We start from the raw sequence: 13,713 nt of genomic DNA, 5'->3' as shown, positions 1-13,713 counted from the left end.
AACTTTGGACGCGGTTTCGCTTTTTGCATGGAGTCGTGCAGTCAATCCCACAGCGGGTGGACCTAGAAGCTGAGCGTTTTCTCCTGTTTCCTCCCCACCACAACAGTAACGTTTATACTTTTTATCTCTTTTAAGATTCTCCATTCATACGGTGGCTATGTGCATGAGACGAAAACTTGGCGCAGAAGTAGTGGTTGAGGTTCCCCGTCAAGAAGCGTACAATTAGTACGAATTGAAAGGCCTACAAGCAATGACGTGCTTGTTCTTCATAGGAGAGCGCACCGACAAAAGGAGTCAATCAACATGTTAAACGACTGGCGTATGTATACAGATGGAAGTGGAATCGAGCAAAAGCATGTAGCCTGGCATGAAGTGCTGAAGGAAATCGCTCAATTGGATGGAGTAACCCGAACGTTGGTTCACGCAGCGTACGGAGACCATGTGGATTTGGTCGTAGCAGGCGGGAACAACGGTAAAGTATTGGTGCAATGGAAAGAACACGAGCCGGCTGAGCAGCACTTTGTCCTTGCAGCAGACAAGCAATCGGCGGTGATGTCCACACTCGTCATTGAGGGTAGTGAGGTTGCCTTTCCCCTTTCCTGGTGTGTTCCGCTTGAGCAGGTTGTTCCCTTGTGCGGGGATTTGCTCCGAACATGTGAAAAAGGGGAGCCGGTAAAACTCGAATGGCTCCCGGTAGAAATGTAGGCAGGAGGGCAGCATGGAACTACAAACGTTGCAGCAGTCCATCCTCATCATGGCCGTCATCATTGGGATCGGTAGCGTAATCGGCTACCGACAACCCTTGACTGCGGACTCCCGCCAACTCGTCATCACGATTATTATTAACGTAGCCATGCCGTGTATTATTTTAGACGGGATCTTTCAGACAACGATTGATCAACAAATTTTATACCAAATTTTTGCAATATTCTTCATTTCGATTATCCTAAACTGCCTGGGCATTTTTATCGGCTGGTTAGGTGCGCGTGCTCTTCCGCTTCCTGTGAAAAAACGCCGGGAGATCGCGCTCTTGTCTGGTTTGGGGAATACAGGCTTCATCGGTTTGCCGCTTTGTGCAGCATTGTTCGGGCCAAAAGGGGCACTCTTGGCAGCGATTTTCGACGCAGGTGTGGATGTTGTGCTATGGACAGTAGGGGTGATGATGCTCCAGGAAAAAGGAAGCTTTTCCTTGAAAGGGCTCAAGACACTCATCAATATCCCGATGATCGCGATTGTATTTGGACTCGGTTCTGCCATCATCGGTTTTGTGCCGCCTGAGCCTGTGAAGCAGCTGTTTGGAACGCTGTCCAAGCTCGCCTCTCCGTTAGCCATGATGTATATTGGTATGCTTTTGCCTATGTTTTTGCGCAACAAACCACAAGTATCCTTGAAGCTTTTGAGCATGCCACTCACGTTTAAACTTGTTGTTTTTCCGCTGATGACGGCGTTTCTTTTGTCCGTTTTTTCAATCGACAGCGATATCGTCAGCGTTTCCCTTGTGCAAGTAGCAATGCCCACCCTGACATTGGCCTCGATTTTGTTCGGGCGTTATGCGGCGGATGAGGAGATGGGGGCCATGACGACGGTTTGTTCCACCTTGCTGGCGCTCTTGTCCATCCCGGTTGTTCTGGTCATGGGAAATTGGCTTTTGCACTAATCTCTCGCCAATCTCAGTCATAGTGAAACGAAACAGAGGTAACCTATGTCTAACAAGTAAAGAATGACGAAAATGATGATGAGGGATGGAGGAACAACAATGAAAGGCAAATCGATTTTGGCTGTTGCCCTGACACTGCAAGTGTTGGCGGCTTATCCTGTGCAGGCGGCTGTGACTAGCACACCACAAACAACGACAAATGCGATACTGGTAAACGGAGAGCAATCTTCCTTGGTAAAAGCACCGATTCTCGTCCAGCAGCGTACCTATGTAACTGCTGAGGATGCGAGCCGGATTTTAGGAGGCACTTGGAAACAGGATGCAACGAATGGAGAAATGAAGCTGGCAAAAGGGACGCTGACGTTCCAACTCGTTACAGGAAAAGTAGCGTTGAATGGCAAGTGGCTGTTAGATGGGCAGGGCGCAATCGTGCGTGACAAGCAAGTGTATGTGCCGTTGAGATGGATGGCAGAGCAGGCCGGACATCAGATCACGTGGAATGCCGAGAAAAAGGCGGTGGAAATTGTGATGGCTGGGGAAGAGAGTGCCTTTACGCTTGTCGATGCCGATAAGCTGACAGAACAGGAACGTACGTTTATTGAATCGGTAAAAGAACAGCAAGGCATTCACAAGCAGGGAGATCTTTATGTCATCGCACGCGGATCCTCACCGAATCCTGGCTACGGACTGCAGGTAACCAAAGTCGAGCAGAGCTTGGAGCAGCTTTTTGTGTATGTCAAACAAACGCAGCCTGATCCGGGCAAAATGTATCCGCAAGTGATTTCCTATCCGTATTTGGCGGCAAAAGTGAAGCTGCCACCTTACACAACGATTACCTTTCTAGATGCAGAGACGAAGAAGCCGCTGTTCCCCACAGAGGGCAACGGAAGCCGATAAAAAAATCGAACAAACGACGCAGAGGGCCTGCTAACGAGGAGCACGTAGCAGGCCCTCTTGTTTTTGTGTAACTCCTGATGTAAGATATGGTTGTGATTTCCTATCCCTTGAGAAATGGAGGTGTGTGTACGTGTCCGGAACTCTTCAAGCATGGTTTGTGGTAGAAACTTCCAGTATGACGCATGATTTTACATTCAACGGGACCAGTCTGTCCTTTTTTGCGCATACAACTGAACGGAGTTTCCATAGGCGTACCATGCATCGATCAGGGGCGGTTTGTTCTTGTCTATAATGGGTAACTGACGTAAGGTCGGTCCCTTTCACGATGCCGCAGGTAATGGCCTGCGGCTTTTTTGCGTCCACTCGTACGTGCGGTGTGGTCTCAAAATTGTGCCGGGGCCACCAGGAAATCCATTGTTTTGAACCGTTACCAACATTTCTAGGAGGAAACTATCATGATTATTGTCGCGACACAGCAATTGCAGAAATCGTACGGAGCCGATCCGGTTTTACAAGATATCACATTGGAAATAAAGGCAGGAGAACGCGTCGGGATCGTCGGACCGAATGGAGCAGGCAAAACCACGTTGTTCAAGCTGTTGGCAGGTATCGAACGCCCTGATTCTGGTGAGCTTTTTCGGGCAAAAGGAACGATATGGGCGTACCTGCCGCAAACGCCGAAGTATCCGGCCGAGTGGACGGGGGCGGATGTTGTAGCCAGTGCTTTTGCGGATGTCATCAAGCTGCAGGAGCAGATGCGCGAGCTCGAGCAACAGATGGGTTTGCTTTACGAAAATGAACAAGAGCTAAACCGCCTCATGCTGCGCTATCAAAAGCTGCAAGATGAATTTGAACAACGGGATGGCTATCAGTGGGAGACAAAAATGGCCCAGGTGACACAGGGCTTGGGAGTTAGTTCGGAGCTGTTAGCGACACCTTTTGCCCAGCTCAGTGGTGGAGAAAAGACGAAGGCTGGCCTTGCAAAGCTACTCTGCCAACAAAGCGATGTTCTGCTCTTGGATGAGCCGACCAACCACTTGGATGTGGAGTCGATGGAGTGGCTAGAGGAGTTTTTAAAAAATTATCAAGGCACGATCCTGATCATCTCCCATGACCGTTATTTTTTGGATGCGGTCGTCACGTCTGTCTATCATGTGGACGGAGGGGAAGCTGAATTTTATATCGGCAATTACAGTGCGTTCGCCACGGAGCGTGAGGAGCGCTTGTTGCGCCAGTTTGCCGCTTATCAGGAACAGCAGAAACAAATCAAGAAAATGAAAGAGACAATCAAACGGCTCAAGGAGTGGGGCAATCGCTCCAATCCGCCGAACGAAGCCTTTCACCGAAGGGCAAAAAGCATGGAGAAAGCGCTGGCGCGGATTGAACGTATCGAGCGACCGAAATTGGAAGCAGATCGCATGGGCTTGCAGTTTATGAAAACCGACCGAAGCGGGCAGGATGTGCTAAAAGCGACGGGGGTACAGAAAGCATTTGGTGGAAAACAGTTGTTTGCGGATGCTAGCTTTTTATTGCGCTACGGAGAGCGAAAAGCGCTGCTTGGACCAAATGGCTGCGGTAAATCCACGTTGATTCGCTTGCTGCTGGGAGAGATTGAGCCAGACGCAGGTACGCTCAAAATTGGCAGCAGCGTAAAGGTGGGCTACTTGTCACAGCAAGCTTTGGAAGGGGACCAAAACCAACGTCTGATTGATGTTTTCCGCGAGGTAGCCAGCGTGACGGAGCCGGAAGCACGACATTTGCTGGCGCGGTTTATGTTTTACGGCGAACAAGTATTCAAGCGGATTGGGCAGTTGAGCGGCGGAGAGCGGATGCGACTGCGCTTGGCCCAAATGATGCATCAGGAAATCAACCTGCTCATTCTGGACGAACCGACCAACCATCTGGATATTGAAGCGCGAGAAACATTGGAGGAAGCCTTGGCAGATTTCCGAGGGTCGTTGTTTATCATCTCGCATGATCGCTATTTCCTGCAGAAGATGGTAGATGGTGTGTTTTGGGTAGAAAATAAGCGGCTGGTTCACGATGTGGGTTCCTATGAGGAAGCAAGGGAGAAGCAAAAACAAAGGATTGCTGCTCGTGCGGGTAAGCCAGAAGAAATAGAGCGAAAGCAGTCAGCAGTCAAACAAGTCCAAGAGACGGCCGTGACGAATGCGACAGCTAAACGTCCAAATCCTTACAAACTAGCAGAGCTTGAACAAAAAATAGCCTCGTTAGAAGGAAGAAAAGGCGAACTGACGGCCTTGCTCCAAAGTGAAGGGGCCGATTACGAGCAGTTAGTGGCTTGGCAACAGTCGATTGATCAGGTACAGCAGGAGATAGAGGTAACCTTTTCAGTTTGGATGGAGCTACAGGAACAGTAGGCTGCCATAAAAATAGCACCGCCAGCAACTTGTTGAATGCTGGCGGTGCTTCTTTTTGTATGACTTACGATTGCGCATGTGTGCTTGGTTCTGGAAGGCGGCGATAGCTGCTTACGAACCACAGGAGGAGCAACACCATCAAGACCCCTCCGAGGAAGAACGGACCGCCGTGGGAGACTTGGTAAACCGCTCCACCAGCTAATGGACCCAAGATCCGTCCTAGGCTATCCATCGAGCTGATTGCTCCACTTGTCACGCCTTGGCCTTGCGTGGTTCGCTGGGTGATCATTGCGGTGGCTGTCGCTCTGATCATGCCTTGTCCCGCCCCGAATAAGGAGAGGATCAGCGCTAGCACCCAAAAGTTACCTGACAACGGAATGGCGAAAAATCCAATGCCGTAAAGAATCATCCCGATGACGAGGACACTTGCTTCCCCTAGCTGCTTGACCATTCTTCCGATCAGCCCGCCCTGTACAGCGGCAGCGATCAAGCCCATGACGAGAAACATGTAGCCGAGGTCTATGGAGGTAAACCCGTACAAATCACTTATGTACAGGGCAAAAGTCGTTTCCAGTCCGGAAAAAGCAAAGGAAACAGTGAACAAAATCCCGTACAGCAAGGACATGGATCCAAACAAAGAGACAAGCGGATTTTGCCGCTGTTCTTTTTGCAGATTCGCCCGTTTTTCTTTCGGCAGGCTTTCTGGCAAGGAAAACAGGATCAGGAAAAACGTAAGCAACGCCACGATACCCGAAGCGTAGAAGGGAACGGCAAAGCCGAATTTGCTGAGCAGTCCACCAATGACCGGACCGAAGACAAAGCTAAGTCCAATCCCGGCGCCAATGACCCCCATCCCTTTGGCCCGTTCTTCTGAAGGGAAGAGATCCGCTACCATTGCGGTTACGGTTGGCAATGCGGCAGCCGAGACGATTCCACCCAAAATGCGATACAGGAGCATTTCTGTATAACTGTCAGCGAGTCCAAACAGGATAAAGGTGATAGAAAAGCCGAACAGCCCAAATGATAGGAGTGGCTTTCGCCCGATTCTATCGGAAAGTGCTCCCCAAATCGGTGCAAACACCAGCTGCATAATATTGTAGCTGGCAAAAAGTACGCCGATTTGTAACGAAGTCGCACCCAATTTTTCCGCGAAAAAGGGAAGAATGGGGATAATGATGCCAAAACCGAGCATGATGAAAAAAGCAATAAAGAACAAGAGGGCAAGGTGCTTCTTATTCACAACGTCTACCTCTTTTCGCACAAAAATCTGTTCAAGCGAATTGTTTGCTTTTTCCACCTTACGTGAAGGAAATGGCGAAGTCAAGCAAGCAGCGTGGGCAGTTATAGCGAGACGTGCTATAATAGAAAAGAAACAAGAATGGCTACCTATATTGTCAAGTATATATCCATGAGGTGTTTGTTACATGTCTACTGCGATGCTATACTACCTGGCCTGGCATGAAGATGATTGGCTGGATGAAGTGCTCGATCGTTTTCCTGAGATCAATGCCATTGTGCCTTCGGTCAAAACGTTTGAGTTGCTGGCTAAACAAAGAGAGTCCGGAGAAGTTGAGCGAGCTGTCCTCGTTCTGAATGCGGCTGTCGAACAGGAGAGATGCAAAGAGTTTTTACGCTTGTGTCAAGAACACCCGCAGCTATCCGCGGACCCTTTGTATATCGTCGGATTGAAACCGGAAGAGGAGGAGGCGTGGCAAGAAGCGTATCCACACGCGAAGATCATCGTCATTACCGGCTTTGCTGTCGAGTTTGATTACGATGCCGTCCTCGCAAGGATGGAAATCGATCTGGAGGGAGCTCATTGAAAATAAACCCGAATGAATTCGATTTGAAGGCGTTTCTGCACCGTTTCGGATTGGTTATTTATACAGGTGATCCTGAAGGGGATTTGCTGTTGATAGAAGATGAAATTCGGGAGCTATATGAGCTGAATGTCATTGACAAGGAAGAGTTCATTGAAGCCATGTCAGCGTTGCGCAGCAAGCGTAAGGCTGAGGGAAGAGAATAGATCGTAAGAACGTGTTTGCCAAGCCGTGTGTAAGCGGTAGTTGGTGAACACGTTTTTTTATTTGGGCATCTCGAATTGTATTTTGTAAGAAATTCTTCAGAAATACTTATCCTTTTCTTAAGGATTTCTGTCTTCTTTTGAAAGGTTTACCCGTTAGGATAGAGTGCAGAGAGAAAGGAGGCGGCACAGGTGGAGTTTACAGGGTATTACGAGCTATTCTGGGAGATGGTTACAGGCATGCTGGGAAAATTCATTCCTGATGAGATTACGGTCATGACCATGGGGGCACAGGTTGCCAATCCAGGAGCGGACTTTTTTACAGCATTTGCAGTCATATATCCCGTTTTTTTCATCGCTTCTTGTGTGGGATACTTGCTGGGAGCGAAGGTATTTGGCTGGATGACCCGGAGGCTGGGCTTGCGTACTGATAGACTATCGGCATTGCGCGGGTCAATGGGCTGGCTGCTTGCTTTTGGTATCTTTCTTCCGATTATTCGTCATATCGTGCCTATCCTCGCTGGTGCCAGCCGAATGTCGTTTCGGCAGTTCCTTCTATTCTTTTTGCCGAGCAGTATCGTTTGGACCTTGCATTACTTTGTGGCAGGCTACTTGTTCTATGATCAACTGGAAATAATGATTGCGGGCGTTTATCAATATAGCAAAATTACATTGACGATTGTTTGTTTTGCAGGGTTTTCGTTCCTCATGATTCGCCAGTTGCAGCGTCTTGGTGGAATGAAAGGACCTCGAACGAATAAGCAACCACCTGTTTCGTAACCGATATGAATTCTTAGTGCGGCGTCTACTATCACGAGCTTTTCGGATGGAAGGCGCCTTTTTTTATGCGGATTTATTATCGTTCTGTTCTGATACTTTTAAAAGTTTGTAAAGAAGGAGTTTACATTTGGTAGCAATGGGGTAAATTACCAAATGTCGTCGTATCATGAATTTCCATTTTTAAAAATTTGTATGATTGGAGGCTTTTGTTGCATGAGGAGCATAAAAAATGTGCTGGTAACCATTTTGGCTGCTATCACGATCGGTATTTTTATTCTTCAGCTAGTGTTTGGTTTTCTCCAGTTTGAGCAAATTATCTCGAATGAAGTAGAAGCAAAGTTACAAATGCAGGTAGCCAAAGAGGCGGCTTATCTGAATGGGATGCTGGACAAGACAGGCAAGCTCTCGGAAACACTCACTTATTCTGTCTCGCATGGCTCCAAGGAAACAATCAAGCAAATAGAAGGGACGCTGGTCGATGTCGTAGCGTCTGAGCCTTTGATTGTGGGCGGTGGATTTTGGATGGAGCCATACAGCTTCGACAGCACGCAAAAGCTGTACGGCAGGTACGCCATCCGCAATAACGACAAAGTAGAGCTCGATCCGGCTTATAGCGATGGTAGCTATGATTATCTCGCGCAGGATTGGTACAAGGCGGGGATGGTGGACAAGCCATATGTATGGACTGAGCCGTATGCCGATCCGATTTCCAAAGTTCCTATGGTGACAGCCATTGCGCCCATTAAGGCGGGAGGAAAAATCAGCGGTACGACGACATTGGATATCGGGCTTACGGAGCTTAACAAAAGCATCGAAAATCTGAAGGTTGGCGAAACAGGCTACGGTTTTATCGTTTCCAAGTCGGGCATTTACGTATCCCATCGCGATGCCCAAAAGAACTTGCAGGTGAAAATGACGGACGAATCTGAAACGGGACTGCGAGACATTGCCAATCAAATAACAGAAGCAACCGCAACGGGTATGACGCAAGCAACCATCGCTGGTCAAACGCAATTCGTCACCTTCGCTCCTATCGGGGAAACAGGCATGACACTAGCTACTGTCATGCCCGCAGCAGAGATTAACGGACCGGTTACCCAATACTTTTACATCAGCCTGATTATTTTTGGTGTCTCGATCAGCATTTTCCTTGTGCTCTTGTACTGGTTCATCAATCGACAGGTAGCACGCCCTTTGCTGCAACTGAAAGCAAGCATCGTCAACCTGGTGGAAAAAAAGGATTTAACCCAGACGATCCCAATCCGGCGCAAGGATGAGATTGGCGACGTGGCGACAGCGGTGAATGTATTCATTGCGGATCTGCACGGAATGATGAAAAATATTAGCGGCTATACCGGTCAAGTCGGAACTGTTTCGGAAACTTCCGCAAAGAAGTCTCATGAAGCACGGCTTGCCTTTGGTCAGGTGGCGTCGTCGTTCCAAGAGGTCGCAACCGGCACAGAGAATCAACAGCATAGTGCCGAAGAAAGTGCGCGTGCGATGGAAGAGATGGCCATCGGTATTCAGCGGATTGCCGAAGCCTCATCCACGATGGCCGAATCTTCGAAACATATGGCAAACGAAGCGGTGACGGGCAACCAATCCGTAGAGAAGGTGTCAGGACAAATGGACTCCATCAACCGATCCGTAAGCCATTCTGCTAATGTCGTTCGTTCGTTGGATAGCCGCTCAGCAGAAATTTCGCAGATCGTAGAAGTCATCGCAAGCATTGCATCCCAGACGAACCTGTTGGCGCTCAATGCAGCGATTGAAGCTGCGCGTGCAGGTGAACAGGGAAGAGGTTTCGCAGTGGTAGCGGATGAGGTGCGCAAGCTGGCAGAGCAGTCCAACGACTCCGCAAACCAAATTGCCAACCTGATTACCGAAATCCAACGGGAAACGACCTCGGCGGTACAAGCCATGGATGAGGGAACACGCGAGGTAGAAACCGGAATCCAGATAGCCTATGAGACAGGGGAAGCATTCCGCCGGATCATGGATTCTACCCAGGATGTTGCCGATCAGATTCAGGAGATTTCCTCCGTTGCCGAGCAAATGTCAGCGGCAACGGAACAGGTGACGGCATCTATTTTGCAGTTGTCCTTGATTGCAAAGGAATCTGCCGCAAGTGCATCGGGTGTGGCTGCTTCAACGGAAGAGCAGCGCATCTCGATGGACCAGCTCTCTACATCCGCCGAGCAGCTAAACCAGATGGCGAAGGAATTACAGCAAATGATCAACCGTTTCACACTCTAAACCCTGTTTGCAAAAAAATGCAAAATGATGAACTGCTGCTGTCATACGATGGGAGCAGTTTGTTTTATTGACAGAAAAATACAAGTCAGAATATAATGAATTTGAAATAAAGCAAACGAAAGCAATATTTTGCAAACAAAAATCCAAGGCTGGTGGAACAGAATGCAAAACCATAAGTATGACGTTGTGGTGATTGGTGGTGGAGTAGTCGGTACAGCCATATTACGCGCCCTTTCGTTTTATCAACTGAAACTGCTTTTAATCGAGAAGCAGCCTGACGTTTGTGAAGGGACAAGCAAGGCGAACAGTGGGATTGTTCATACCGGGTTTGATGCAAAGCCAGGCACGGTTGAGGCAGAGTGCCTTCGCCGCTCCCGCCGCTTATGGCCGATGTTGGTTGAGAATCTGAGAATTCCCTTCATTCCATGTGGCGCCGTAATGGTGGCGACAAATGAAGAAGAAAAGCAGATTATCGAAACCACCTATGTTCCCCAGGCAAAAGCGAATGGCGTAGATGTTCACTGGATGTCTGCTGAGGAGATTCTGGAAATGAATCCCGCCGTGACAACCAAGGTAACAGGTGGATTGGCGGTACCGGGTGAAGCTATCTGCGATCCATTCTGGGCCACCAGAGCCTTCGGAGAGATAGCCGTGTTAAACGGTGCGGAGGTTGTGCTTGGGCATGGCGTCTCCCACATCGAGACTGTACCGGATGGAGAGGACTTGCGCCTTACGCTAGAAAATGGGGAAACGGTCACGACCCGTTATGCGGTGAATGCTGCCGGATTATGGTCTGATGAAATTGCCCGGATGGTGGGAGAGGGGAGCTTCTCGATTTCACCGCGCAAAGGCCAGTTTATCCTGACCGAAGAGGCGATATCCATTTCCTCGATCATCTTGCCGGTTCCTACGAAAACCTCCAAGGGCGTGTTGGTTTCGCCAGTCGTGTTCGGCGGTTTTCTGCTTGGGCCAACGGCGGAGGATCAAGAGGACAAATGGGATCGTTCCACCTCGGAGGCCGGGATGGAATCGGTGCTGGCAGGCTGTGAGAAACTCGTTCCAGACACGCGGCAGTTTTCCACGATTCGTCAGTTTGCCGGGGTCAGGGCAGTTTGCAGCGAAGGAGATTTTGTCATCCGTCCATCCGTTGTACAGCCACGTATGATTCATGCTGCCGGGATTCGTTCCACCGGACTCTCTGCTTCCCCTGGCATAGCAGAGCTGGTAGCGGAAACACTTCAGAAAGCTGGACTTGAGCTGCAAGCAAACGAACAGGCACAGCACACCCTTCCCGATCTCTTTTCAGAGGAGCAGGATACAGGAGAAATCATTTGTCTGTGCCGCTCGATTACCCGGAGTGAGATCGTCCATTCCTTGAAGCGTCCACTCACCCCGCAGACTATTGATGGCGTGAAGCGGCGGACGGGCGCCACCTTAGGAGAGTGCCAAGGAAACTGCTGTATTCCCAAAATCATCGATGTTATGGCCGAGACCTATCCTGATCAGACCGGGAAGCAGCCTTTAAAAGGAGTAAAAAACTCTTATCTAGCTGTAGTACAAGGAGAGAAGCAGGCATGATATATGAATTGGTGATCATTGGAGCAGGAATCTCGGGATTAACGGCAGCCGTTTCAGCGTGGGAAGGAGGAATCAGCTCTGTTCTGATGATTGATTACCAGAAGAGAAAAGGTGGCTTCACCTTACCGTATTGGAGCTCCGAGGAGTTTGCACCAGAACGGGAGCTGCTGGAAAAAATCGCGTCGCTTCCCTACGAGATTCACGAACAATCAACGGTCGTCGGTTTTTTCCCAGGGGCAAACGGTCAACTGCATCAGTTGTACGTCCAGTCACCGATGGGCACCTATTCTATTGAAGCAAAAAAGGTATTGATCGCCTCAGGCTCACTGGAAAAACCGCGTGAGGCGCATAAAATCCCGGGGACACGTCCAGCAGGAATCATGACGCCGATGATGGCGATGCAGCTGGTAGAGCGAGGATATCAGCCAGGCCACAGGATTGTGTTGATCGAGAATGGTAGAATCTCACGCAGTACAGCGACCCTTCTAGAAAAAGAGACGAGCAATCTGGTCAAATATGCAGAGTCCGATTGGGAGCTTACCTCTATCAAGGGATTGTCCCGAGTAGAAGGAGTGCAGCTGCGGAATCGGATGACGGATGAGAGAAACGAAGTGGCGTGCGATACACTCATTTTTGCAAAAGGTCGGGTGCCTTGCACGTTTTTCTTGAAAGGAACGCCAATCGAGCGAGATCATCACGATGCGATCATCGTAGATGCCACGGGGAAAACGAATCTGCCAGATATTTATGCAGTGGGGAGCTGTACTTGCCTTGGCGACGATGATCACACCAATTCAATGGAATTGGCAAAAGAAACAGCCAAGCACCTCTTTTAAAGCGATCATCAGAAGGGAGAGTTTACGATGAAGCTATCCGACTCGTTTACGATTCAGGCAAGCAAAGCGGATGTATGGTCGGTCTTTATGGATGTAGAAAAGCTGTCAGGATGCGTACCGGGCTGCAAAGAAGTAAAAATGAGCAGCCCAACTCATTATGAAGCGAACATGGAAGTGAAAATACAGTTTATGACGATCCCATTCCGTGTCACCGGAGAATTAAGAGAAGCAGTAGAAGGAGAAGCGCTACAAGTAGAGATGACCGGACAACCAGTAGCGTTGGCGGGATTGTTCCGCAATCAATTGCACCTTCAATTAAAAGAGGAACAGCCGGGAACCACACGAGTTCAATACGAGATGGATTTGCAAATGACAGGACGATTGGCATCATTAGGAGATATACTAATGAAGGGGACTGTGAAGAAAAAGGCAGAAGAATTTGCGGCGAACGTCCAAACCTTGTTTCAGTCTAGTCAGGAGATTTACAATTAAGAGAAGATGGTGATCATCCATGCTACAAGAAGAAAGGCAGCAGCTGATCCTGCAAATGCTACAAGAAAATCAATCCGTTCGTATTGCAGAGCTATGCAGCCGACTAATGGTGACCCGCGAAACAATCAGGCGTGATTTGTATGAAATGGAGCAGCAGGGACTACTCAAAAAGGTGCATGGTGGCGCTATTCAGAATAAAACCAACGTGGAGCCTCCTTATGCCAAGCGGAGTGGATTAAACCTGGCGGAGAAAGAGGCGATTGCAGTGGCCGCCGCCTCTTTGGTGGAGGACGGCGACGCGATTTATATTGATTTAGGCACGACGACACAATTGTTCGCCAAACACCTTTACCATAAAAAAGGAATTACGGTGATAACCAATGCGCTACTAGTGGCATTGGAACTATCTCATCACCCGGATGCAAAGGTGATCATGAGTGGAGGTGAATTGCGGGCAGGGGATCTGGCCATGTCCGGTCCGATTGCCAGGAAAAGCCTCGAGGGGTTGTTTGTGGACAAAGCTTTTATTGGTGTGGGGGGATTGGCAGCCGAAACTGGTTTTACGGATTACCATGTAGGCGAGTCAGACATCAGGCAGCTGATGCTTACAAACGCCAAAGAAACATATGCCCTGATTGATCATTCCAAAATAAATGTAACCGCTTTTATGAGAGTGGCAGAGCTATCCGATATCGACGTAGTCATTACAGATGAGGAACTACCCCAATCTCTTGCTGGGCGGCTTGCTCAGGAAGGATTGCAAGTCATCGTTGCTAAGACATCCGTGTAAAGCAAATGGTGAGGGAGGCAGTC

13 protein-coding genes are annotated in these 13,713 nt (G+C 49.1%); 12 read left to right on the top strand and 1 reads right to left on the bottom strand.

Annotated elements, in window-relative coordinates:
* Positions 1–303: 303 nt before the first annotated feature.
* From HP401_RS35260 to abc-f, 4 genes are all read left to right on the top strand, one after another.
* Positions 304–705: a hypothetical protein gene (locus tag HP401_RS35260; protein WP_173607288.1), complete on the top strand. Its 402-nt coding sequence runs from the start codon at positions 304–306 to the stop codon at positions 703–705.
* 13 nt (positions 706–718) lie between these two features.
* On the top strand, positions 719–1,657 hold the full coding sequence (locus HP401_RS35255; protein ID WP_173607287.1) for an AEC family transporter: 939 nt from the start codon (positions 719–721) through the stop codon (positions 1,655–1,657).
* A 99-nt stretch (positions 1,658–1,756) separates the two neighbouring features.
* Positions 1,757–2,554, top strand: a complete 798-nt coding sequence (locus tag HP401_RS35250) for a stalk domain-containing protein (RefSeq protein ID WP_173607286.1) — start codon at positions 1,757–1,759, stop codon at positions 2,552–2,554.
* 455 nt (positions 2,555–3,009) lie between these two features.
* Complete coding sequence (gene abc-f / locus HP401_RS35245) at positions 3,010–4,935, top strand: ribosomal protection-like ABC-F family protein (protein ID WP_173607285.1); 1,926 nt, start codon at positions 3,010–3,012, stop codon at positions 4,933–4,935.
* Between the two features lie 64 nt (positions 4,936–4,999).
* Here abc-f and HP401_RS35240 read toward each other — a convergent pair whose 3' ends face one another.
* Positions 5,000–6,337, bottom strand: coding sequence for an MFS transporter (locus HP401_RS35240; protein ID WP_375140442.1), 1,338 nt, complete (start codon positions 6,335–6,337; stop codon positions 5,000–5,002).
* Between the two features lie 22 nt (positions 6,338–6,359).
* Here HP401_RS35240 and HP401_RS35235 point away from each other — a divergent pair, with 22 nt between their 5' ends.
* The 8 genes from HP401_RS35235 (at position 6,360) to HP401_RS35200 (ending at position 13,690) form a co-directional block, all read left to right on the top strand.
* Positions 6,360–6,758: a hypothetical protein gene (locus HP401_RS35235; RefSeq protein ID WP_016743052.1), complete on the top strand. Its 399-nt coding sequence runs from the start codon at positions 6,360–6,362 to the stop codon at positions 6,756–6,758.
* On the top strand, positions 6,755–6,961 hold the full coding sequence (locus HP401_RS35230; protein WP_015892550.1) for a YqgQ family protein: 207 nt from the start codon (positions 6,755–6,757) through the stop codon (positions 6,959–6,961). Before HP401_RS35235 ends, HP401_RS35230 begins: the two co-directional genes overlap by 4 nt.
* A 189-nt stretch (positions 6,962–7,150) precedes the next feature.
* The gene (locus HP401_RS35225) at positions 7,151–7,738 is read left to right on the top strand and encodes a DedA family protein (RefSeq protein ID WP_173607284.1); all 588 of its coding nucleotides are present in this window, start codon (positions 7,151–7,153) and stop codon (positions 7,736–7,738) included.
* A 213-nt stretch (positions 7,739–7,951) separates the two neighbouring features.
* A complete protein-coding gene (locus HP401_RS35220; protein WP_173607283.1) occupies positions 7,952–9,994 on the top strand; it encodes a methyl-accepting chemotaxis protein in 2,043 nt (680 codons plus the stop codon).
* Between the two features lie 162 nt (positions 9,995–10,156).
* Positions 10,157–11,572 (top strand): NAD(P)/FAD-dependent oxidoreductase, encoded by a 1,416-nt coding sequence (locus HP401_RS35215; RefSeq protein ID WP_173607282.1) that lies wholly within the window; start codon positions 10,157–10,159, stop codon positions 11,570–11,572.
* Complete coding sequence (locus HP401_RS35210) at positions 11,569–12,408, top strand: NAD(P)/FAD-dependent oxidoreductase (RefSeq protein WP_173607281.1); 840 nt, start codon at positions 11,569–11,571, stop codon at positions 12,406–12,408. Before HP401_RS35215 ends, HP401_RS35210 begins: the two co-directional genes overlap by 4 nt.
* Before the next feature lie 27 nt (positions 12,409–12,435).
* Complete coding sequence (locus tag HP401_RS35205; protein ID WP_173607280.1) at positions 12,436–12,900, top strand: SRPBCC family protein; 465 nt, start codon at positions 12,436–12,438, stop codon at positions 12,898–12,900.
* Positions 12,901–12,919: 19 nt separating this feature from the next.
* The gene (locus HP401_RS35200; protein ID WP_173607279.1) at positions 12,920–13,690 is read left to right on the top strand and encodes a DeoR/GlpR family DNA-binding transcription regulator; all 771 of its coding nucleotides are present in this window, start codon (positions 12,920–12,922) and stop codon (positions 13,688–13,690) included.
* Positions 13,691–13,713: the final 23 nt, after the last annotated feature.

This window comes from Brevibacillus sp. HB2.2 (assembly GCF_013284275.1).
Taxonomy (GTDB): Bacteria; Bacillota; Bacilli; order Brevibacillales; family Brevibacillaceae; genus Brevibacillus; species Brevibacillus brevis_D.
Note: the sequence above shows the minus strand (reverse complement) of the source record. Positions and strands in the feature narration are given on the sequence as shown.